The sequence below is a fragment of the Allokutzneria sp. A3M-2-11 16 genome, from assembly GCF_024213555.1.
In the GTDB taxonomy this organism is placed as follows: Bacteria; Actinomycetota; Actinomycetes; order Mycobacteriales; family Pseudonocardiaceae; genus Allokutzneria.
In genome coordinates, this window is record NZ_JANAVO010000016.1 from 23,978 (window position 1) to 47,736 (window position 23,759).

Annotated in this window: 3 protein-coding genes; 2 read left to right on the forward strand and 1 reads right to left on the reverse strand. The window is 69.1% G+C overall.

Translation table 11 applies throughout. The features are described 5' to 3' along the window. Positions 1 to 8: 8 nt before the first annotated feature. The gene (locus NLX83_RS35995) at positions 9 to 1,673 is read right to left on the reverse strand and encodes a flavin monoamine oxidase family protein (RefSeq protein WP_254239739.1); all 1,665 of its coding nucleotides are present in this window, start codon (positions 1,671 to 1,673) and stop codon (positions 9 to 11) included. A gap of 423 nt (positions 1,674 to 2,096) precedes the next feature. Between NLX83_RS35995 and NLX83_RS36000 the strand changes: the two genes are divergently transcribed. Continuing rightward, a complete protein-coding gene (locus tag NLX83_RS36000; RefSeq protein ID WP_441296822.1) occupies positions 2,097 to 13,526 on the forward strand; it encodes an SDR family NAD(P)-dependent oxidoreductase in 11,430 nt (3,809 codons plus the stop codon). Between the two features lie 18 nt (positions 13,527 to 13,544). Beyond that, a complete protein-coding gene (locus NLX83_RS36005; protein WP_254239740.1) occupies positions 13,545 to 23,702 on the forward strand; it encodes a type I polyketide synthase in 10,158 nt (3,385 codons plus the stop codon). Positions 23,703 to 23,759 lie beyond the last annotated feature (57 nt).

Here is a 23,759-nt window from a genome sequence, read left to right on the forward strand (position 1 = left end):
TCCCGGCTTCAGAGCTTGAGCGGGGCCAGGTCGTCGAAGAGGTCGCCGGGGCCGGGGTTGTCGGGGTGGGTGGCGCCGCCGAGGTGGTTGATGACGCCCCACACCGCGTTCAGCGCGGTGGTCACGGCGTTCTCCGCGAAACCCGCGACCCAGGAGATGTCGTCACCGGCCATGAAGAAGCCCCGGTGCTCCTCGGCGAACTCCTCCTGCATGAAGTGCGTGAACAGCTCGCGCTGGTAGCGGTAGTGGCCGGGCAGGCTCGACTTGAAGGCGCCCATGAAGTACGGCTCGGTCTCCCAGGTGATGGTGACCGGGGGCGCGATGATGTGCGAGCGGATGTCGACGTCGGGGTAGATCTGCTTCAACGAAGCCAAGATCACGTCGAGGCGCTCCTCGGCGGTGAGCGTGGCGACCTTGAGCGAGTCGTCGTTCCACGTGTAGGACAAGCACATCACGCCGGGCTTGTCGGGGCCGTCGTCGAACAGGTACACCCCGCGCGGCAGCCGGTCGGTGAGCGTCATGCTCATCACGTCGCGGCCGGTCTTGGGATCGCGGTCGCGCCAGAACGGGCGATCGGTCAGCACGAACAGCTTCGAGGAACCCATGTAGTGCGTGCGCTCCACGGCGGTCCACAGTTCCTGCGGCAGCAGCGCGGGGTCGCTCTTGATGCGGGACAACAGGTTCCAGCTCTGCGCGGTGTACACGGCGGCGGGGAACTTGCGGAACTCGCCGGCGGAGTCCTGGACCACGTAACCGGTGGCGGTGCGGTTGATGCTGACGACCGCGGGGCGCGGGGTGCCACCGTGCAGGGACGCGAGCGAGGTGCCAGCGGGCCAGTGGGTGAGCGACTCCGGCCGGTGCTCCCACAGACCGGTCGGAACCTGTTGGCAGCCACCGAGAATCCGGTGGTGGCGGTCGCTCGCCTCGGTGTAGACCACGCGCAGGATGTCGAGCATCGAGTTGGTGAAGTCGGTGTCCCAGCCGCCGCAGCCGAAGCCGACCTGGCCGAAGATCTCGCGGTGCTCGAAGGAGGAGAACGCCGCCGACGAGGCCAGGAACCCGTAGAAGGACTGGTTGTCCAGCTCCGGCACCATGTGGTTCCACAGCGCCTTGATGGTGCCGACGTCGCGGCGCGCGATCGCGTCCTCCATCAGCGACATGTCCGCCTTCTCCTGCAGGGCTTTCGCCCACGCGTCGGAGACCTGTTGGTAGACCTCGGGAAGGTCCTCCTGGGTGCGGGCCCAGTGCGAGACGCCGCGGAGGTTCACCACGGTGCTCGGCGTCGCGGGGGACAGCGGGTTCGGGAACGGCTTGGTCTTCAGTCCGAGCTTGTCGACGTAGTGGAACAGCGTCGCCGACGGCGGGAAGCGCATCGCGCCCATCTCCGCCTTGACCTCGGGGTGGCCCTCGAAGGCGACCGAGCGCATCCGCCCGCCCAGCTGGTCGGCCTCGTAGACGACGGGGCGCAACCCGAGCTTCATCAGCTCGTAGGCGGTCACCAGGCCGGAGATGCCGCCCCCGATCACCGCGACCTCGGCGCCGTGGTGCTGCGCGGGCAGCGCGCCGAGCCCGGCCGGGTGCTGGACCCACTCGTCGTAGGCGAACGGGAAGTCGGGGCACAGCACCGTGGTCGGCTTCGGCTGGTCCTGCTCGTCGGCGTGCGTCGAGACCATCGGGGGTACCTCCTCCGGACTGGGGAAAATTAGTACGACGAACCGCTTGCGGGTTCGAGCATCAGCACTGCATAAATACGGGGCGGCAAATCACAACGTAAATGTCGGCGTCCGGGATTGTGTAGCACCGGTGTTCCGCGCCTCGCCCATCAAGTGGAAACTCGGCCAGGAGAGCTCGCGGATCAGTAGGCGTATTACCAGTGCTCCCACCGGGGGTGCCCGGCTAGACTGCACGTGCTGACCTGGGCTGATGGAGCCCGAGTTACCGGATAGTGGGTCGGCGGTGGAGCGATGACCCCTCGGTCCGGTTCGTTGCCCGAAGGTAGGTTGATTACGCATTCCGCACTTGTCGCATATATATGCGGACGGTGTGCGGTTTCGGGTTCGCGGTTTATCTTGCCGACGTAGTTGTGGAGTGCGCTGATGAGCGAGTTCGACGACCTGGTCCGGACGATCACGGCCGGGGTGCTGCGGGACATGCTGCCGGACGCGTCGGGCTTCGACGCGCGGCGGACCTTCCTCGAACTCGGTTTCGACTCGATGGCCGTGGTGGAGCTGCACGCGCGCCTGGTCGCGGCGACCGGGCTGGACCTGCCGGTGACCGTGGTCTACGACCACCCGACGCCCGCCGCGCTGGCCAGGCGCCTCGGTTCCGGGGACGCGCCGGAGGAGGCGGTGCCGCAGCGGGTCGTCGCGCCCGGTGAGGACATCGCCATCGTCGGCATCGGCTGCCGTTTTCCCGGTGGGGCGACGTCCCCGGAGGAGCTGTGGCGGATCGTCGCCGAGGGCGCCGACGCGATCACCGGGTTCCCCACCGATCGCGGGTGGGACGTGGACGGCCTCTACGACCCCGATCCGGACAAGCCCGGCAAGACCTACGCGCGCGAGGGCGGGTTCCTGCACGCCGCCGGGGAGTTCGACGCGGAGTTCTTCGGGATCTCGCCTCGTGAAGCCACCGCGATGGACCCGCAGCAGCGGCTGGTGCTCGAAGCGTCCTGGGAAGCCCTGGAGCGCGCGGGCATCGACCCGAACACCTTGCGCGGCAGCCGTTCCGGCGTGTTCGTCGGCGTCGAGCCCCAGGAGTACGGGCCGCGGCTGTTCGAGGCCCCGGAAGGTTTCGAGGGCCACCTGATGACCGGCAACGCGCCCAGTGTGGTGTCGGGGCGCATCGCCTACCTGTTCGGGCTCGAAGGGCCGACGTTCACGGTCGACACGGCGTGCTCCGGCTCGCTGGTCGCGCTGCACGTGGCCGTGCAGTCGCTGCGGTCCGGGGAGTGCGATCTGGCGCTCGCCGGTGGCGTCGCGGTGATGGGCAGCCCCGGCACGTTCACCGCCTTCTCCCGGCAGCGCGGCCTCGCGCAGGACGGGCGCTGCAAGTCCTTCGCCGCGTCCGCCGATGGCACCGGGTGGGGCGAGGGCGTCGGAATCCTCGTGGTGGAGCGGCTTTCCGACGCCGTCCGCAATGGACACCAGGTGTTGGCGATCGTCCGGGGCACGGCGATCAACTCCGATGGCGCCTCGAACGGGCTGACCGCGCCGAACGGGCTCGCGCAGCAGCGGGTCATCCGGGACGCGCTCGCCAGCGCCGGACTGTCCACTTCGGACGTCGACGCGGTCGAGGCGCACGGCACCGGCACCCGGCTCGGCGATCCCATTGAGGCGCAGGCGCTTCTGGCCACCTACGGCAGGGAGCGCGAGCAGCCGCTGTACCTGGGCTCGATCAAGTCCAACATCGGGCACGCGCAGGCCGCGGCCGGTGCGGCCGGTGTGATCAAGATGATCATGGCGATCCGGCACGGGGTGCTGCCGAAGTCGCTCAACATCGACGAGCCGACGCCGCAGGTGGACTGGTCCGCCGGAGCGGTGTCGCTGCTGACTGAGGCTGTGCGGTGGCCTTCGGTCAAGATGCTCGACCCCGCAAGCGGGTCGTCGGTGGACCGGCCGCGTCGTGCCGGGGTGTCGTCGTTCGGCATCTCGGGCACCAACGCGCACGTGATCATCGAGCAGCCGCCCGCCGTCGACGTCGACGAGGCGCCGGAGTCGGAGGGCGCACTGCGCGCGCGGATCACCCCGACGCCGTGGGTGCTCTCGGGCAAGACCACTGAAGCCCTGCGCGCGCAGGGGGATCGGCTCAAGTCCTTTGTGGAGGGAAACCTCCAGCTGCGCCCCGCTGACGTCGGCCTGTCGCTGGCCACCACGCGCGCCGCGCTCGACCACCGCGCCGTCGTCATCGGCACCGGGCGGGACGAGCTGCTGGCCGGGCTGGACGCGCCGACCGTGCAGGGCACCGTGTCGCCGGGCAAGCTGGCGTTCCTGTTCACCGGGCAGGGTTCGCAGCGGTGGGCGATGGGGCTCGACCTGTACGAGCGGTTCCCGGTCTTCGCCGACGCGATCGACGAAGCTTGTGGGTATCTCGATCTTCAGCTCGACTTGCCGTTGTTGGACGTGTTGTTCTCCGAGGAGGGGAGTGCCGAGGCGGAGCTGTTGAACCAGACGGCGTATGCGCAGCCCGCGCTGTTCGCTCTGGAAGTGGCTCTGTATCGGCTGTTGGAGTCGTGGGGTGTGCGGCCGGACTTCGTGGCCGGGCACTCGATCGGCGAGATCGCCGCCGCGCACGTCGCCGGTGTGCTCAACCTGGACGACGCCGCGACGCTCGTCGCGGCGCGCGGTCGGTTGATGCAGGCGCTTCCGGCCGGTGGCGCGATGGTGTCATTGCGGGCTTCCGAGGCTGAGGCTTTGGAACTCCTCGCGGGGAACGAGCGTGCGGGGATCGCGGCGGTCAACGGGCCGGACTCGGTGGTGATCTCCGGGGACGAGGACGTCGTTCTCGGGATCGGCGAGGCGTGGAAAGCCAAGGGCGGCAAGGCAAAGCAGCTCAACGTCAGCCACGCGTTCCACTCGCCGCTGATGGCGGGGATGCTGCGCGAGTTCGGCAACCTGGCCGAGCTGTTGACCTACTCCGAGCCCACCATTCCGTTCGTTTCCACCGTGACCGGCCAGGTCGTCAGCGCGGAGCTGTGCTCCCCGGAGTACTGGGTCGAGCACGTGAGCCGGGCTGTGCGGTTCCACGATGGCATCCGGACTCTTGAACAGGCCGGGGTCACCACGTACTTGGAGCTGGGGCCGGACGGTGTGCTCACCGCCATGGCCCAGGACTGCGTCACGACCGACGCTGATGTCGTGTTCCGGGCGGCGCTGCGCCGGGATCGGCCGGAGGAGCCGGAGGTGCTGGCGGCGCTCGCGCAGCTGCACGTGCGGGGCGCCTCGGTGGACTGGGCGGCGTTCTTCCCGGCCGACGCGCGCAAGGTCGACCTGCCGACGTATGCCTTCCAGCACCAGCACTTCTGGCTCCAGGGCTCGGCCGTCACGGGTGACCTGGCCTCGCTCGGCCTCGGTGCCGCTGATCATCCGATGCTCGGCGCGGCGGTTCCGCTGGTCGATGTGGACGGATATGTCCTCACTGGACGGTTGTCGCTTTCCACGCACCCGTGGTTGGCGGATCACGTTGTGCTGGATCGGGTTGTGGTGCCCGGGACCGCGCTGGTCGAACTCGCAGTGCGCGCCGCCGATGAGGCCGGGTGCGCGCAGGTGGAGGAGCTGACGCTGCAGGCTCCGCTGATGCTGCCGGAGTCGGGCTCCGTGCAGGTGCAGGTTTGGGTGGGGCCGCCGGACTCCAGCGGTCGGCGCGCGTTGAGCATCCATTCGCGGCTTGACGGCTGGGTTCAGCACGCCGCGGGGACCCTGGCCGTCGAGGCCGGAGAGTCGTCGTTCGCACCGGCGCAGTGGCCGCCCGCCGGGGCGAAGGCCGTGTCGTTGGAGGGCGTGTACGCCGAACTGGCCGACACCGGCTTGATCTACGGGCCGCTGTTCCAGGGGCTGCGCGCCGCGTGGGCTCAGGGCAATGACGTCTACGCCGAGGTGGCGCTCGAAGGGGATTCGGGGTTCGGGTTGCACCCGGCGCTGTTGGACTCCGCGCTGCACGCGATGGGGCTCGGCGGGGTCGGCAAGGACAACGGCCAGGCGCGGTTGCCGTTCGCGTGGTCCGGTGTCACGTTGCACGCGACCGGAGCCACCACGCTGCGCGTCAAGCTGACGTCGAACGGTGCCGATGAGGTTTCGCTGCACGCCATTGACGCGAGCGGCGCGCCGGTGATCACCGTCGAGTCGTTGGTGTCGCGGGCGGTCACCGCCGAGCAGTTGAAGGCGGCCGATCAGGACCCGTTGTACGGCGTGGACTGGATTCCCGTCGCGGCGGCGGAGCCCGTGGAGTGGGTCGCTCTCGACTCGGTCGACGGCACGCCGCCTGCCGTCGTGGTGCTGGCTGCCGACTCGGTCAACCAGGTTCTCCTTGCTGTGCAAGGGTTCCTGGCCGACGAGAAGTTCGCGGACTCGAAGCTTGTTGTGGTGACGGAGGGGGCGGCCGGGCCGGATGTGTCCGATCTGGGCTGTGCCGCGGTGTGGGGCTTGATCCGGTCGGCGCAGTCGGAGAACCCGGAGCGGTTCGTGCTCGTCGACGGCCCGATGTCGTCGGTCGGCAGCGCTGTCGCGAGCGGTGAACCGCAGGTTGCCGTGCGCGAGGGCGCGCTGTTCGCGCCGCGTTTGGTCCGGGTTGCCGCGGGAGGTTCGAAGCCGCCGCTCGATGGCACGGTGTTGATCACCGGCGGCACGGGTGGCCTGGGTGGCTTGCTGGCCAAGCACTTGGTGGTCGAGCACGGCGTGACGAACCTCGTGCTGACCAGCCGTCGCGGTGGTGCCGCGCCGGGAACCGCCGACCTGAAGGCGGAGCTGGCCGGGCTCGGCGCCGACGTCACGATCGCCGCGTGCGACGCCGCCGACCGGGACGCGTTGGCCACCGTGCTGCGCGCGGTTCCGGCGGACAGGCCACTGGTGGGTGTGGTGCACGCGGCCGGTGTGCTCGAGGACGGGCTGATCACGTCGCTGACCGTTGATCAGGTCGAGAAGGTGTTGCGGCCCAAGGCAGACGCCGCGTGGAACCTGCACGAACTGACGCGCGAGCTCGACCTGTCGCTGTTCGTGCTGTTCTCGTCCACGGCCGGTTTGTTCGAGGGCGCCGGGCAGGGCAACTACGCCGCTGCCAACGCTTACCTGGACGCGCTCGCGATGTATCGGCACGGCCAGGGGCTGCCCGCGCATTCCCTGGTGTGGGGGCTGTGGGCCTCTGGCATGGGTGGTCAGCTCGCTCAGTCCGATGTGGACCGTGCTGCGCGGCAGGGCTTTGGTGCACTGTCCGCGTCGGATGGCCTGTCGTTGTTCGACGCTGCGGTGGCTGGCGATCGTGCGGTCACCGTGACGATGAAACTGGACACCGCTGCTCTCCAGTCGCATGCACGCAATGCGGTAATTCCGTCGTTGCTGCGCGGGCTTGTGCGGACGTCGACGCGGCGCGTGGCGCAGGGCGGCGACAGTGGGGCTTCTCCGCTGGCACAGCGGCTTGCCGGATTGTCCGCCGCTGACCAGGATCGCGCGTTGCTCGACCTCGTGCGCGCTCAGGTCGCGTCGGTGTTGGGGCACGCGACCACGGACGCGATCGAGCCGGAGCGCGCGTTCACCGACCTCGGATTCGACTCGCTGACCGCCGTGGAGCTGCGGAATCGGCTCAACAGTGCGACTGGGCTCCGGCTCCCGGCGACGTTGGTGTTCGACTACCCGGCGCCCGCGACGCTGGCGGCGTTCATCCGTTCCGAGCTTGTCGGCGCGGAGGAGACCGCGGCTGTCACGGTCACGGCCGCTGTCGGGCTGGACGAGCCGATCGCGATCGTGGGCATGGCGTGCCGGTACCCGGGCGGCGTGAACTCGCCGGAGGACCTGTGGAACCTGGTCGCGACCAGCACTGACGGGATTTCCGGCTTCCCGGTGAACCGCGGTTGGGACCTGGACACGCTGTTCCACCCCGACCCCGACCACCGCGGCACCTCGTACGCCGACCAGGGTGGCTTCCTGCACGACGCGGACGCCTTCGACGCGGAGTTCTTCGGGATCTCGCCGCGTGAAGCCATCGCGATGGACTCGCAGCAGCGGTTGCTGCTTGAGGTCTCGTGGGAATCGTTGGAGCGCGCCGGGATCGACCCGATGTCGCTCAAGGGCAGCAACACCGGTGTCTTCGCCGGGATCATGTACTACGACTACGCACACGGCCTCAGCTCGATCCCCGAAGAGGTCGAAGGTTATGTCGGCACCGGCACCTCGGCGAGCGTGCTCTCCGGTCGCGTGGCGTACAGCTTCGGCCTGGAAGGGCCTGCGGTCACTGTGGACACCGCGTGCTCGTCTTCCTTGGTGGCCATGCACATCGCCTCGCAGGCGCTGCGCTCGGGTGAGTGCTCCCTGGCGTTGGCCGGTGGCGTGACGGTCATGTCCACGCCGGAGACCTTTGTGGACTTCTCCCGGCAGCGCGGTCTGGCCGCGGATGGCCGGAGCAAGTCCTTCGCGGCCGCGGCGGACGGGACCAGCTGGTCCGAGGGCGTCGGCATGGTCGTGCTGGAGCGCCTGTCCGACGCTGTCCGAAATGGACACCAGATCCTCGCGGTGGTGCGGGGTTCGGCGATCAACCAGGACGGCGCGTCGAACGGCTTGACCGCGCCCAACGGTCCTTCGCAGCAGCGGGTGATCCGGCAGGCCCTCGCCAACGCCGGACTTGATCCGTCCGATGTGGACGCTGTCGAGGCGCACGGAACGGGCACGCGGCTCGGCGACCCGATCGAGGCTCAGGCGCTGCTCGCCACCTACGGCCAGGACCGCTTCGAGGACAAGCCGTTGTGGCTCGGCTCGATCAAGTCCAACATCGGTCACACCCAGGCCGCCGCGGGCGTCGCGGGTGTGATCAAGATGGTGCACGCCATGCGCAACGGCGTGCTGCCGCAGAGCCTGCACGTGGACGCGCCGACCCCGCACGTCGACTGGTCGGCCGGTGCGGTGTCGCTGCTGACGGAGTCCATCGAGTGGCCTGCGGTCGATCGCGCTCGTCGGTCCGCCGTGTCGTCGTTCGGTATCTCTGGAACGAATGCCCACCTCATCCTGGAGCAAGGACCTGCTCTCGATGTGCACGAGGCTCCGGTCGCGGCGGTGACGCCGTGGGTGCTTTCGGGCAAGACCGAGGAGGCCGTGCGGGCTCAGGCTCAGCGGTTGCGGGAGGCTTCGGGCAACCTCGCCGACATCGGTTTCTCGTTGGCCACCGCTCGTGCCGCCCTGGATGTGCGGGCTGGGGTTGTCGGTTCTAGTCGCGAGGAGTTGCTTGCGGCGCTTGATGTCTTGGCTTCGGGCGGATCCGCGCCGAACATTGTTCGCGGATCTGCGGTGGCGGGGCGGTTGGCGTTCCTGTTCACCGGTCAGGGTTCGCAACGGTTCGGGATGGGCGAGGAGTTGTACGCCGCGTACCCGGTGTTCGCGGCGGCTTATGATGAGGTGCGTGCGCTTCTGCCTGCGGCTGCTTCCTCGCAGGAGGAGTTGAACCAGACGGGTAATGCCCAGCCTGCGTTGTTCGCTCTTGAGGTTGCTCTGTACCGGCTCGTCGAGTCGTGGGGCGTCAAGCCGGATTACCTGGTCGGGCATTCGATCGGTGAGTTGGCTGCGGCGCATGTGGCTGGGGTGTTCTCGTTGGAGGACGCTGCTCGTTTGGTGTCGGCTCGTGGTCGGTTGATGCAGGCTTTGCCTGGTGGTGGGGCCATGATCGCGATCCAGGCGACTGAGGAGGAGGTTTCTTCCAAGCTTGTCGATGGTGTGGACATCGCGGCGATCAACGGGCCTACCTCGATCGTCATTTCCGGTGTGGAGGCGGCCGCGCTCGCGGTGGCGGAGCAGTTCAAGGACCGCAAGACCAAGCGGCTCTCTGTGTCGCACGCGTTCCACTCGTCGTTGATGGACGACATGCTGGCCGATTTCCGCACTGTTGCTGAGTCGATCTCCTACGACGAACCGACGATTCCGTTGGTGTCCAACGTGACTGGGGCGCTCGGCGAGGCGGTGTCCAATCCGGAGTACTGGGTGCGGCACGTCCGCGACGCGGTGCGCTTCGCCGACGGGATGGCAGTCCTCGAAGCCGAGGGCGTCACGAAGTACGTGGAGATCGGCCCGGACGGTGTGCTCTCCGCGATGGGCGCGGACTGTGCTAACGGTGTCTTTGTGCCGGTGTTGCGCAAGAACCGCGACGAGGCGATCACGGCGACGGCCGCGCTGGCGCAGATGCATGCGGTGGGCATCGAGGTCGACTGGACTGCGGTGTTCCCCGGAGCGCAGCGCGTTGACCTGCCGACTTATGCCTTCCAGCACGGACGTTACTGGCTGCGCGCGGCCGGGCCCGGCGGAGACGCCACCGGCCTGGGCCTCGCCTCGGCCGACCACCCGTTGCTCGGTGCTGCGGTTGCCTTGGCAGACACGGATTCCTATCTGTTCACGGGACGGCTTTCGCTGTCCACGCACGGTTGGTTGGCGGACCACGCGGTCATGGGCCAGGTGCTCGTGCCGGGCGCCGCGCTGATCGAGCTCGCGGTGCGGGCGGCGGACGAGGCGGGATGCGGGACCGTTGAGGAGCTGATGCTCCAGGCGCCGCTCGTGCTGCCGGAGTCCGGCGCGATCCAGGTGCAGGTGCACGTGGGCGCGGCGGACGACGACGGTCGGCGGACCATCAACATCCACTCCCGCAAGCAGGACGGCGTGGACTGGACGCTGCACGCCACCGGAACCGTTGTGCCCAGCGATGCCGCGCCGGAGTTCGACTTCGCCACGTGGCCGCCCGCCGGAGCCGAGGCCGTTTCCGTTGAGGGGCAGTACGAAACGCTCGCCGAGACCGGTCTCGTCTACGGGCCGACGTTCCAGGGGCTGCGGGCGGCTTGGCGGAACGGCAACGACGTGTATGCCGAGGTTTCCCTTGGCGAGGGCGATGGGGCGAAGTATGGCCTCCACCCCGCGCTGTTGGACGCGTCGCTGCATGCGATCGGGATTGGTGAGGACACGCCTGCTTCACTGCCGTTCTCGTGGAGCGGGGTGACGCTGCACGCTTCCGGCGCTGGCGAGCTGCGCGTCAGGTTGACGACGCAGGACAACGGGTCTGTTTCCATTGCCATCGCCGATGGCACGGGTGCTCCGGTGATGTCGGTGGAGTCGCTTGCGCTGCGCGAGGTTTCGGCTGAGCAGCTGAAGACCGAGTCGGACCAGTTGTTCCGGCCCGAGTGGGTTTCGGTCGCGCTGGGCGAGCCCGTCGAGTGGATTGCTTACGGCGAAGGCGAAGCGCCCTACGTCGTGCTGACGATCGAGTCGACCGAGGGCGATGTGCCGGAGGCGGCCCGTGCGCTGTCGCACCGTGTGCTGGACATCGTGCAGCAGTGGTCGTCGGAGGATTCGAAGCTCGTCGTGCACACCAAGCCCGGGGATCTCGCGGCGGCCACCGCGTGGGGGCTTGTGCGGACCGCGCAGCAGGAGAATCCCGGTCGCTTCGTGCTGGTCGAGGGCGAGGCCGACGACGAGCTGCTGGGCAAGGCGCTCGGCACCGGCGAGTCGCAGCTGATGATCCGCGACGACGCCGCGTTCGCGCTGCGGCTGGTGCCGGCGCGCGAGGACCGCGTGCTGCCGCCCGCCGGGACCGACGCGTGGCGCTTGGGCATGTCCGGCAAGGGAACCCTGGATCACCTGGTCATGGAGCCGAACCCCGGAGTGCTGGAGCCCTTGGCGCCCGGCGATGTCCGGATCGGTGTCCGCGCGGCCGGGCTGAACTTCCGCGATGTGTTGACCGTGCTGGGGATGTACCCCGGTGACGCGGGGATCATCGGCAACGAGGCCGCGGGCGTGGTGCTCGAAGTGGGTTCCGCGGTCACCGACCTCCAGCCGGGTGACCGGGTGATGGGCCTGGTGATCGGCGGTATCGCCCCGGTCGCCGACGCGGACCGCCGCCTGGTGACGCGGATGCCGGACGGGTGGGGCTTCGAGGAGGCGTCGGCGGTTCCGCTGGTGTTCCTCACCGCCTACTACGGCCTGTGCGACCTCGGCCGCTTGAAGGCGGGGGAGTCGGTGCTGATCCACGCCGCCGCCGGTGGTGTGGGCATGGCGGCGACGCAGATCGCGCAGCACCTGGGCGCGGAGGTCTACGGCACGGCGAGCACGGGCAAGTGGGATGTGCTGCGGGAGCAGGGAATCAAGCACATCGCGTCGTCGCGCACGCTGGACTTCGAGCAGGAGTTCCGTGCCGCGACCAGTGGTCGTGGTGTCGATGTCGTGCTGGACGCGCTCGCGGGTGAGTTCGTCGACGCGTCGCTGCGGCTGGTCGCCGAGGGCGGCCGGTTCGTGGAGATGGGCAAGACCGACGTCCGCGAACCCGTTGTGGTGGCGGCGGAGTACGACGGCGTGGAGTACCACGCGTTCGACCTGATCGACGCGGGCCCGGACCGCATCGGCGAGATGTGGGACGAGCTGGACAAGCTCTTCGCCCAGGGCGCGCTGAAGCCGTTGCCCACCAAGGCGTGGGACGTCCGCCAGGCGCCGGAGGCGTTCCGGTTCATCAGCCAGGCCAAGCACATCGGCAAGGTCGTGCTGACCCTGCCCCGGGTGGTCGACCCGGACGGCACGGTCCTGATCACCGGTGGCACCGGCGGTCTCGGTGGCGTTCTGGCGCGGCACCTGGTGGAGCAGGGCACGCGGAACCTGGTGCTCACCAGCCGTCGCGGGCTCGATGCGCCTGGCGCGGCTTCATTGTCAGCGGAGTTGGCCGCCTTGGGCGCCAAGGTCGAGGTCGTGGCGTGCGATGTCGCGGATCGTGACTCGGTTTCGGCTCTGTTGAGCGGAATTCCCCGGCTCACCAGCGTGATCCACACCGCGGGCGTGCTCGACGACGGGTTGCTGGCGTCGTTGACGCCGGAGCGGATGGACAAGGTGTTGCGGCCCAAGGTGGACGCGGCCTGGCACCTGCACGAGCTGACCCGCGATCGTGACCTGGCGCAGTTCGTGCTGTTCTCCTCGATCACCGGGTTGATGGGCACGGCGGGCCAGGCGAACTACGGCGCTGCCAACGCTTTCCTCAACGCGGTGGCCGAGCACCGGCGGGCTCAGGGCCTGGCCGCGCAGTCGCAGGCATGGGGCCTGTGGGCGGGCGGCATGGGCGCCGGGCTGACCGACACGGATCTGGCGCGGATGGCGCGCGAAGGCTTCGGCGCGCTGACCGAGGACGAGGGCATGGCGTTATTCGACGCCTCCGTCGCAGCTGGCGAAACCGTTGCGGCGCCGGTGAAGCTGGACCGTGCGGCATTGCAGACCTACGCGAAGAACAACGATCTCGCGCAGATCCTGCACGGCCTGGTGCGGGCTCCTGCGAGGCGGGCGGCGAAGGCGGGCGAGGACAAGGCGTCCTCGCTGACCCAGCGGTTGACCGGGCTCACTCCTGTTGAGCAGGAAGGCATTCTGCTCGATGTGGTGCGGACGCACGCCGCGGCGGTTCTTGGGCACAGTGGTGCTTCGGCGATCGACGCCGAGCAGGCGTTCACCGAGCTGGGCTTCGACTCGCTGACCTCGGTGGAGCTGCGCAACCGGCTCACCAGCGCGACCGGCGTGCGGCTGTCGGCCACCGCGGTCTTCGACTACCCGACCGCGACGGCGCTCGCGGGTTACCTCCGGGAGACCGTGGCGCCCGCGGCGACTACCACGCTGTCGGCGGCGTCGGTGCTGGCCGAGCTGGACCGGTTGGAGGCCAGCCTGGACGCGGTGGGCGCGGAGGGCAGGCTGTCGATCACCTTGCGGCTGGAGGAGCTGGTGTCCAGGTTCTCCGGCACCGGCGCGCCGGAGGCGAGTGGTCTTGAGGACGCCTCGGCGGACGAGGTCGTGGACTTTCTGGAACGGGAACTCGGCATTTCCTGATGAGTGTGGGGTTGTGACATGGCGGATCAAGACAAGCTCCTCGGGTTGCTGAAGAAGGTCACGGCGGACCTCCAGCAGACGCGGGCGCGCCTGCGCGAGGCCGAGTCGGCCGACAACGAGCCGATCGCGATCATCGGGATGGGCTGCCGGTTCCCCGGCGGCGTTGACTCTCCCGAGGACCTGTGGGACCTGGTCGAATCCGGCCGCGAGGGCATCACCGGCTTCCCGAACGACCGCGGCTGGGACCTCGACGGGCTGTTCCACCCCGATCCCGGCAACCCGGGCACGTCCTACGCCAGCACGGGTGGGTTCGTGCACACGGCGGCGCGGTTCGACCCGGAGTTCTTCGGGATCTCGCCGCGCGAGGCTCTTGCGATGGACCCGCAGCAGCGTTTGCTGCTGGAGGTCTCGTGGGAGGCCATGGAGCGGGCGGGAATCGATCCGATCTCGTTGAAGGGCTCCTCGACCGGCGTCTACGCCGGTGTGGCGTCGCAGGAGTACGGTCCGCGCCTGCACGAGCCCGCCGAAGGCGTTGAGGGCTACCTGCTCACCGGAACGACGTGCTCTGTCCACTCTGGACGCGTCGCGTACTCCTTCGGGTTCGAGGGGCCCGCGGTCTCCGTGGACACCGCGTGCTCGTCATCGCTGGTGGCGCTGCACTGGGCTGTGCAGGCGCTGCGGGCCGGTGAGTGCTCGATGGCGCTCGCGGGTGGCGCGAACATCATGGGCGCCCCGGGCATCTTCGTGGAGTTCTCCCGGCAGCGCGGGCTTTCCCCGGACGGCCGCTGCAAGTCCTTCGCCGCCTCCGCCGACGGCACCGGGTGGTCCGAGGGCGTCGGCATGATCCTCATCGAGAAGCTGTCCGACGCTCAGCGCAACGGTCACGAGGTGCTGGCGGTCATCCGGGGAAGCGCGATCAACCAGGATGGCGCGTCCAACGGCCTCACCGCCCCGAACGGCCCGTCGCAGCAGCGCGTCATCCTCGCCGCCCTTGAGAACGCGCGACTGTCCACAAGGGACGTCGATGTCGTCGAGGCGCACGGGACGGGCACGGTGCTCGGCGACCCGATCGAGGCGCAGGCGCTGATCAACACCTACGGCCAGGACCGCGACCAGCCGTTGTGGCTGGGGTCGCTGAAGTCCAACATCGGCCACGCGCAGGCCGCCGCGGGCATCGGTGGCGTGATCAAGATGGTGCAGGCACTGCGCGCGGGTCGGCTGCCGAAGTCGTTGCACGTCAACGAACCGACTCCGCACGTGGACTGGTCCGCCGGTGCCGTCTCGCTCCTGACCGAGGCGCGCGACTGGCCCTCGGTGGATCGTCCTCGCCGGGCAGCTGTCTCGTCTTTCGGGATCTCGGGCACCAACGCACACATCGTCTTGGAGCAGGCTCCGGTCGCGGAGGTTGAGGACGTCCCGCGTGCCTTCACCTCGCCGATTCCGTGGCTGCTGTCCGCGAAGACCGAGGAGGCTTTGCGGGTTCAGGCATCGCGGCTGCTGTCTCGCGTGTCCACGCACCCTGTGGACATCGGGTTCTCACTGGCCACCGGGCGGGCGGCGCTCGACGTGCGTGCCGCTGTCATCGGTTCCTCGCAGGAGGAGCTGATCGCGGGTCTGACCGCGCTGGCGGAGGGCGGTCGCGCGTCCGTGCAAGGGCGCGCCACCAAGGGGAAGACCGCGTTCCTGTTCACCGGCCAGGGTGCGCAGCGGTTCGGTATGGGGCGCGAGCTGGCCGAAGCATTCCCCGTGTTCGCGACTGCCTATGACAAGGTGCTTGCGCTCCTGCCATCGATTTCGCACGAGGAGCTGGACCAGACCGGCAACGCGCAGCCCGCACTGTTCGCGTTCGAGGTCGCGCTGTACCGGCTGATCGAGTCGTGGGGTCTGCGCCCGGACTTCCTCGCTGGCCACTCCATCGGTGAGCTGGCCGCGGCGCACGTGGCCGGTGTGTGGTCGTTGGAGGACGCTGCTCGCATCGTCGCCGCTCGTGGTCGGTTGATGCAGGCTTTGCCCGGTGGTGGAGCCATGATCGCGATCCAGGGGACTGAGGAGGAGGTTCGCGCCCAGCTCGTCGAGGGTGTGGACATCGCGGCGATCAACGGACCCACCTCGGTGGTGATCTCGGGTGTCGAGGAGGCTGCGCTCGCGGTCGCGGAGCAGTTCAAGGATCGCAAGACCAAGCGGCTCTCGGTGTCGCATGCTTTCCACTCCGGTTTGATGGACGGGATACTCGCGGAGTTCGGCAAGGTGGTCGGTTCGGCCACCGCCTCTGCGCCGACCGTCCCGATCGTTTCCACTCTGACCGGCAAGACGGCCACTGCTGCCGAGCTGTCCTCTGTGGACTATTGGGTGCGGCACGTGCGGGAGACAGTGCGCTTCGCCGACGCGGTGCGCACGCTCGGTTCCTTTGGTGTCACCAAGTTCGTCGAGGTCGGGCCGGACGGTGTGCTCACCGCAGCCGGTGCGGACTGCCTGGACGAGGGCACGTTCGTCGCGCTGTCCCGTCGTGACCGCGATGAGCCGCACACGCTCGTCACCGCGCTGTCGCAGTTCCACGTGGCCGGTGGCAAGGTGGACTGGGCGAAGGTCTTCGCGCCGACCAGCGCGCGGCGCGTGGACCTGCCCACGTATGCCTTCCAGTACCAGCACTTCTGGCTCAACGGACCGACCGGCGGTGCCGATGTGGCCGCTGCTGGCCTGACCGCGGCCAAGCACCCGCTGCTCGGTGCGGCGATCTCGCTGGCCGATGGGGACGGGTTCCTGTTCACTGGGCGCCTGTCACTCAGCTCGCACGCATGGCTCGGCGAGCACGTCGTGATGGACTCGGTTCTCGTGCCGGGAACCGCGTTCGTGGAGCTGGCGATCCGCGCGGGCGACGAGGTGGGTTGTGGCGTCGTCGAAGAGCTGACGCTGCACGCGCCGTTGGTGCTCGCCACCGCGACGATGGTTCAGGTCGTGGTGGGCGGCGATGAATCCGGGCGCCGTTCGGTGTCTGTGTACTCGTCGCGTTCCGAGGACCAGTGGACGCTGCATGCCTCTGGTGTTCTTGCTCCGCAAGGAACTCCGGTCTCATTCGACTTCGGCCACTGGCCGCCTGCGGACACCACTGCGGTTGCGCTGGACGGTGTCTACGATCGGCTCGCCGAGGTCGGTCTGCGCTACGGGCCGCTGTTCCAGGGCCTCAAGGCGGCGTGGACGCGTGGCGAAGAGGTGTTCGCCGAGGTCGAGCTGCCCTCTTCTGATGCGGACAAGTTCGGCATCCACCCGGCGCTTCTGGACGCCGCGCTGCACGCCACGGGACTCGGTGAGCAGTCCGGCGCGTCGCTGCCGTTCTCGTGGAGCGGCGTCACGTTGCACGCTGCTGGAGCCACCGCGCTGCGAGTGCGGTTGGCGCCTGCCGGGACCGAGTCGGTGTCGCTGACCGCTGTCGATCCGACCGGTGCTCCGGTGATCTCGGTGGATTCCCTTGCGCTGCGGGCGGTTTCCGCTGAGCAGGTGCACGCCGCCGCGTTGGAGCAGGACTCGCTGTTCCGCCTCGACTGGGTTCCCGTGGCTTCACCGTCCCCTGTGGACGGTGGCTTCGAGGTGCTCGCCGTCGAGCCGGGATCGGGCGACGTCGTCGCTGACGCGCACGCGGCCACGACGCGCGTTCTCGCTGCTGCGCAGGAGTTCCTGGCGGATGAGAACGCCGCCGACTCCAAGCTGGTCGTCGTCACGAACGGTGCCGCTGGCCCGGACGTGACCGATCTGGCCGCTGCCGCTGTGTGGGGTCTGGTCCGGTCGGCGCAGTCGGAGAACCCGGATCGTTTCGTGCTGGTGGACGGCCCTGCGTCCGACCTCGGCGCCGCTGTGGCGACCGGTGAAGGCCAGGTCGTCGTCCGTGACGGCAAGCTGTTCGTGCCGCGTCTGTCGCGTGGTGCGTCTGCTTCGCCCGCCGAGTGGGACTCGTCCGGAACAGTGCTGATCACCGGCGGTACCGGTGGGCTCGGCGCGTTGCTGGCGAAGCACCTTGTCGCTGAGCGCGGTGTGACCAGCCTGGTGCTGACCAGCCGTCGTGGTCTGGAGGCGCCGGGCGCGGGTTCCTTGGCCGCCGAGTTGGCGGAGTGGGGCGCGCAGGTCGAGATCGCCGCGTGCGATGTGTCCGACCGTGACGCGGTTTCGGCTCTGTTGAGCGGAATTTCGAACCTGACCGGCGTGATCCACGCCGCCGGTGTGCTCGACGACGGCGTGGTGTCCGCGCTGAGCCCGGAGCGCATCACCGGTGTGTTCACGCCGAAGGTCGACGCCGCGTGGCACCTGCACGAGCTGACGGAGAACCTTCAGCACTTCGTCTTGTTCTCCTCGGCCGCCGGTGTGCTCGGCGCGCCCGGCCAGGGCAACTACGCGGCGGCGAACTCGTTCCTGGACGCCCTTGCACGGCACCGCCGTTCGCAGGGCCTGGCGGCCAGCTCGATCGCGTGGGGTCTGTGGCAGCAGGACAGCGGCATGAGTGGCGAGCTGTCCAAGGACGAGCTGGCGCGGATGCGGCGTGACGGGTACGGCGCGCTCAGCCCGGAGGAGGGCCTTGAGCTCTTCGACATCGCGCTTGCCCAGGACGATGCTTTCCTGGCCGCGGTCAAGCTCGACATCCCGTCGCTGACTTCCTTTGCCCGCACGGGCGTTGTGCCGCAGGTGCTGCGCGGTCTGGTGCGAGTTCCGGTGCGCCGCACCGCGAACGCCGCGGAGGCCGCAGGGCTGCGGGACCGCTTGGTGTCGCTGTCGGCGGCGGAGCAGGACCGCGCGTTGCTGGAGCTGGTGCGGACCCAGGTCGCCCAGGTGCTCGGGCATTCCGGTGGTGGCGCGATCGAGCCGGATCGTGCGTTCACCGACCTCGGGTTCGACTCGCTCACCGCTGTGGAGCTGCGCAACGGCCTCACCGCCGCGAGCGGTCTGCGGCTGCCCGCCACGCTGATCTTCGACTACCCGACGCCGCTCGACCTGGCCCGGCACGTCCGCGCGGAGCTGCTGGGCGAGCTGGCGGAAGTGAAGGCGACCGCGGCAGTCGGCTCCGACGAGCCGATCGCGATCGTCGGCATGGGTTGCCGTTACCCGGGCGGCGTAAGCACTCCCGAGCAGTTGTGGGAGCTCGTGGCCTCCGGCGGGGACGGCGTCACTTTCTTCCCCGACAACCGTGGGTGGGACCTGGAAGGGCTCTACCACCCGGACCCCGACCACTCCGGCACCTCGTACAGCCGCGAAGGTGGCTTCCTCCTCGACGCGGCCGAGTTCGACCCGGAGTTCTTCGGGATCTCGCCGCGTGAGGCTCTTGCGATGGACCCGCAGCAGCGCTTGCTGTTGGAGGTCACGTGGGAGGCAGTGGAGCGGGCGGGGATCGACCCGGTTTCGTTGAAGGGAACGGACACCGGGGTCTTCGCGGGCGTCATGTACTACGACTACGGGTCCCATGTGGACTCTGTGCCGGAGGAACTGGAAGCCTTCATGGGCACCGGGACCTCGGGCAGCGTCACCTCCGGGCGGATCGCCTACACCTTCGGCCTCGAAGGGCCCGCGGTCTCCGTGGACACCGCGTGCTCGTCCTCGCTCGTCGCGCTGCACTGGGCCGCTCAGGCGCTGCGCAGCGGTGAGTGCTCGCTGGCCCTCGCCGGTGGTGTGACCGTCATGCCGACCGCGGAGTCCTTTGTGGCCTTCTCGCGGCAGCGCGGCCTCGCGCCGGACGGCCGGTGCAAGCCGTTCTCCTCGTCGGCCGATGGCACCACGTGGTCGGAGGGGGTCGGCATGATCCTGCTGGAGCGCCTGTCCGACGCTGTCCGAAATGGACACCAGGTGCTCGCGGTGGTGCGGGGCTCGGCGATCAACCAGGACGGCGCGTCGAATGGCCTTACTGCGCCGAATGGCCCATCGCAGCAACGCGTGATCCGCCAGGCGTTGGCGAATGCGGGACTGTCCTCTGATGAGGTCGACGCGGTGGAGGCGCACGGCACGGGCACTGTGCTGGGCGACCCGATCGAGGCGCAGGCGCTGATCAACACCTATGGCCAGGAGCGACCGGCAGAGACACCGCTGTGGTTGGGATCGCTGAAGTCCAACATCGGCCACGCGCAGGCGGCGGCCGGTGTCGGCGGCATCATCAAGATGGTGCAGGCGATGCGGCACGGCGTGCTGCCGAAGTCGTTGCACATCGAGGAGCCGACCGCGCACGTGGACTGGTCGGCGGGCGCGGTGTCGCTGCTGACGGAGTCCATCGAGTGGCCTGCGGTTGATCGCCCGCGGCGTTCTGCGGTCTCGTCTTTCGGGATCTCCGGCACCAACGCGCACGTGATCCTTGAGCAGGGCCCGGCGCCTGTGTCGAGCCCCGCGAAGTCTGTGCCTGATGTTCCATGGGTTGTCTCGGGCAAGTCGCCGGACGCGCTGCGGGCGCAGGCGGGGCGGATTCGAGCTTGGGCTGAGGAGAACCCCGACGCTGACCTGGTGGACGCCGGGTTCTCGCTCGCCACCGGGCGCGCCGCGCTGGAGTACCGGGCGGCGGTCGTCGCTTCGGATCGCGATGGTTTGCTTGCGGGGCTTGAGGAACTGGCCATCACCGGGCACGCGAACAGCGGCAAGGTCGCGTTCCTGTTCACCGGCGGCGGCGCGCAGTACCTCGGCATGGGCCGTGAGCTGTGCGAGAAGTACCCGGTGTTCGCGGCCGCGTTCGACGCCGTGACCTCGGAGTTCGACAAGCACCTCGCGTCGCCGTTGCGTGACGTGATGTTCGCGGAGAACTCAGATCTGTTGGACCGCATCGACTACATGCTTCCCGCGCTGTTCACCATCGAGGTGTCGCTGTTCCGGCTCCTCGAATCGTGGGGGATCACCCCCGATTTCGTTGCCGGGCACTCCATCGGCGAGTTCGGCGCGGCGCACGTGGCCGGGCTGTGGTCGCTGGAGGACGCCGTTCGCGTGGTGTCGGTCCGGGGTCGGTTGATGAACTCCATGCCGCCCGGTGGCGCCATGGTCGCGATCCAGGCGTCCGAGGAGGAGGTGCTGCCCGAGCTCACCGGCAACGTGGGGATCGCGGCGCTCAACGGTCCACTGTCGACGGTGATCTCCGGTGACGAGGAGACCGCGCTGCGCATCGCCGCCGGGTTCAAGGAGCGCGGCCGCAAGGCGAAGAAGCTCGTGGTCAGCCAGGCGTCGCACTCCGCGTTGATGGACGGCCTGCTCGGCGAGTTCGGCGAGGCCACCGCGAGCCTGACCTACCACGAGCCGCGCATCCCGATCGTGTCCACCCTGACCGGCAAGCCCGCCACGCTCGCCGACGTCGGCGATCCCACGTACTGGGTGCGCCACATCCGGCAGCCCGTCCGGCTCTTCGACGCCGTGCGGGTGCTGGAGTCCGAGGGTGTGACGAAGTTCGTCGAGATCGGCCCGAACGCCGTGCTCACCGCGGCCGCGCAGGACTGCGTGGAGAACCCGGACAACGCGGTCTTCATTCCGTTGGTGCGCAAGGAACAGGACGAGTCCCTCGCGATGGTGCGGGCGCTGGCCCAGCTGCACGTCGCGGGCGCCAAGGTCGACTGGGCGGCGTTCTTCCCGAAGGACGCTCAGCTCGTTGACCTGCCGACCTACGCGTTCCAGAACCGGTCCTACTGGTTGATGCAGGGCACCGGTGGCGCGGATGTCACCGCGGCTGGCCTTGTGTCCGCTGGGCACCAGCTGCTCGGCGCGGCGGTGCCGTTGGCCGATGGGGACGGCGTGCTGTTCACCGGCCGGATCTCCTTGGCCACGCAGCCGTGGCTGCTTGATCACGCGGTGATGGGCACGGTCCTCATTCCTGGTGCTGGGATCGTCGAGCTGGCGATCCGTGCCGGTGACGAGGTCGGTTGCGGCACCGTGGAAGACCTGACGCTCCAAGCTCCGTTGGTGATTCCCGAGACCGGTTCCGTTGTGGTGCAGGTTGTTGTGGGTTCCGATGCTGATGGACGTCGCGCGGTGTCGATCTACTCGCGGCGTGGTGAGGAACCGTGGACCGTGCATGCCGTTGGTTCCCTTGTGGCCAGCGCGGAGTCCACTGTGGACATCGGCTCGTGGCCGCCCGCTGGTGCGGAGTCGGTCGCGGTGGAGTCCCTGTACGAGGACCTGGTGGGCTCGGGCTTCGGCTACGGGCCGCTGTTCCAGGGCATCCAGGCGGCGTGGAAGCTCGGCGACGACGTGTACACCGAGCTGGCGTTGCCCGCCGACACGGACACCGGTTCGTTCGGGATTCACCCAGCGTTGTTGGACGCGGCATTGCACGGGATGTTCCTGCGGGACAACAACCCGGCGGGCGTCGCGCTGCCGTTCGCGTGGTCGGGGGTCACCCTGCACGCGACCGGGGCGAGCACGCTGCGCGTCAAGCTCACGCCGACCGGGCCGGACTCCGCGCGGGTGATCGGCGTGGACGGCGGTGGGAACCCGGTGATCACCGTCGACTCGATCGCGGTGCGAGCTGTCTCCGCCGATCAGTTGCGGACCGACAGCGATTCGCTGTTCCAGGTCGACTGGGTGCCGGTGAACAGTGCGGGGGACACCCCGGAGTACGAGGTGCTCAGCCTGGAGTCCACAAATGACGATCCGGTCGGTGAGGCTTACCGGCTGACCCACGAGGTGCTGGAGACCGCGCAGCGCTGGCTGGCGGAGAACGACTCCACCCTGGTGATCCACGTCGAGGAGCAGAACCTCGCCACCGCGGCGGTGTGGGGACTGATCCGTTCGGCGCAGTCGGAGAATCCCGGACGGTTCGTGCTCTTCGAGGGCCCCGCGGAGGCGATTGACGCTGCCGTCGCGACCGGGGAGCCGCAGGTGCGGGCGCGCGACGGAGGGCTCTTCGCGCCCAGGCTCGCCAAGCCGCAGCCTGCGGGTGACACGGGGACGTGGGATGCCGAAGGCACGGTGCTGATCAGCGGTGGCACCGGTGACCTCGGTGCCCTCGCGGCGCGGCACCTCGTTGCACAGCACGGAGTGACGCAGCTCGTGCTGACCAGCCGTCGCGGCATCGACGCGCCTGGCGCGAAGGAACTCCAGGCGGAGCTGACCGAACTCGGTGCCACCGTGCGGATCGAAGCGTGCGACAGTGCTGATCGGAACGCGCTTTCGGCTCTGTTGAGCGGAATCTCGGACCTGACGGGTGTGATCCACACTGCCGGTGTGCTCGACGATGGCGTGATCTCGGCGCTGACGCCGGAGCGGGTGGACGGGGTGTTCCGGCCGAAGGTCGACGCCGCGTGGAACCTGCACGAGCTGACGAAGGACCTCAGCCAGTTCGTCGTCTACTCGTCGGCCGCCGGTGTGCTCGGCGGTCCCGGGCAGGGCAACTACGCCGCCGCCAACTCGTTCCTGGACGCCCTGGTGCGGCTGCGCCGGGAACAGGGCCTCGCCGGGCAGTCGCTGGCGTGGGGCCTGTGGGAGCAGGACGGTGGTATGGCCGGGGATCTGGGCAGCCAGAACGTCGACCGGATGAGCCGGGACGGTTTCGGGGCGCTCAGCCACGCCGAGGGCATGGAGATCTTCGATGCCGCGGTCGGGCTGAACCAGCCGGTGCTGGTGCCGATCAAGCTGGACCGCACGGCGTTGCGTGCCGGGTCGGTCCCCGCGATCCTGCGCGGCCTGGTGCGTGCCCCGGCGCGCCGGGCCGCGCAGGCCGCCGTCGCCGAGACCGTCTCGCTGGCCGACCGGCTCGCCGCGATGCCCGCGCTGGAGCGGGCCGAAGCGGTGCTGGACGTGGTGCGCGCCCAGGTCGCGGCGGTGCTCGGGCACGGGTCGGGCGCGGAGGTCGATCCCGATCGTCCGTTCACCGAGCTGGGCTTCGACTCGCTGACGTCGGTGGAGCTGCGGAACCGGCTCAACACGGTCACTTCGCTGCGGTTGACGGCGACGGCGGTGTTCGACCACCCGACGCCGCAGGCCATGGCCGATCACCTGAAGCCGTTGCTGCTGCCCGCGGAGCAGGCGGAGGAGCCGGTGGAGGTGGACGAGAAGGCCGTCCGCGCGGCGCTGGCGAAGATCTCCATCGACGACTTCCGCAAGGCCGGGGTGCTCGACGCCCTGGTGCGGCTGGCCGGGTCGGTGGGGCCGGAGAACGCCGAGGTCGAGTCCATCGATGAGATGGACGTCAGCGACCTGGTCCAGCGGGCCATGGCGTCGGCAAAGGGCAGCTGATATACCGAAAAAGGCCAGCTCAGCCACTGTCTATGTGTTCTCCTACTAGTCCGTGGT

What these genes read in the sequence shown, in the direction of transcription:
- NLX83_RS36000 (WP_441296822.1), top strand. Translation starts at nt 2,097, where the DNA reads ATGAGCGAGTTCGACGACCTGGTCCGGACGATCACGGCCGGGGTGCTG.
- NLX83_RS36005 (WP_254239740.1), top strand. Translation starts at nt 13,545, where the DNA reads ATGGCGGATCAAGACAAGCTCCTCGGGTTGCTGAAGAAGGTCACGGCG.
- NLX83_RS35995 (WP_254239739.1), bottom strand. Translation starts at nt 1,673, where the DNA reads ATGGTCTCGACGCACGCCGACGAGCAGGACCAGCCGAAGCCGACCACG.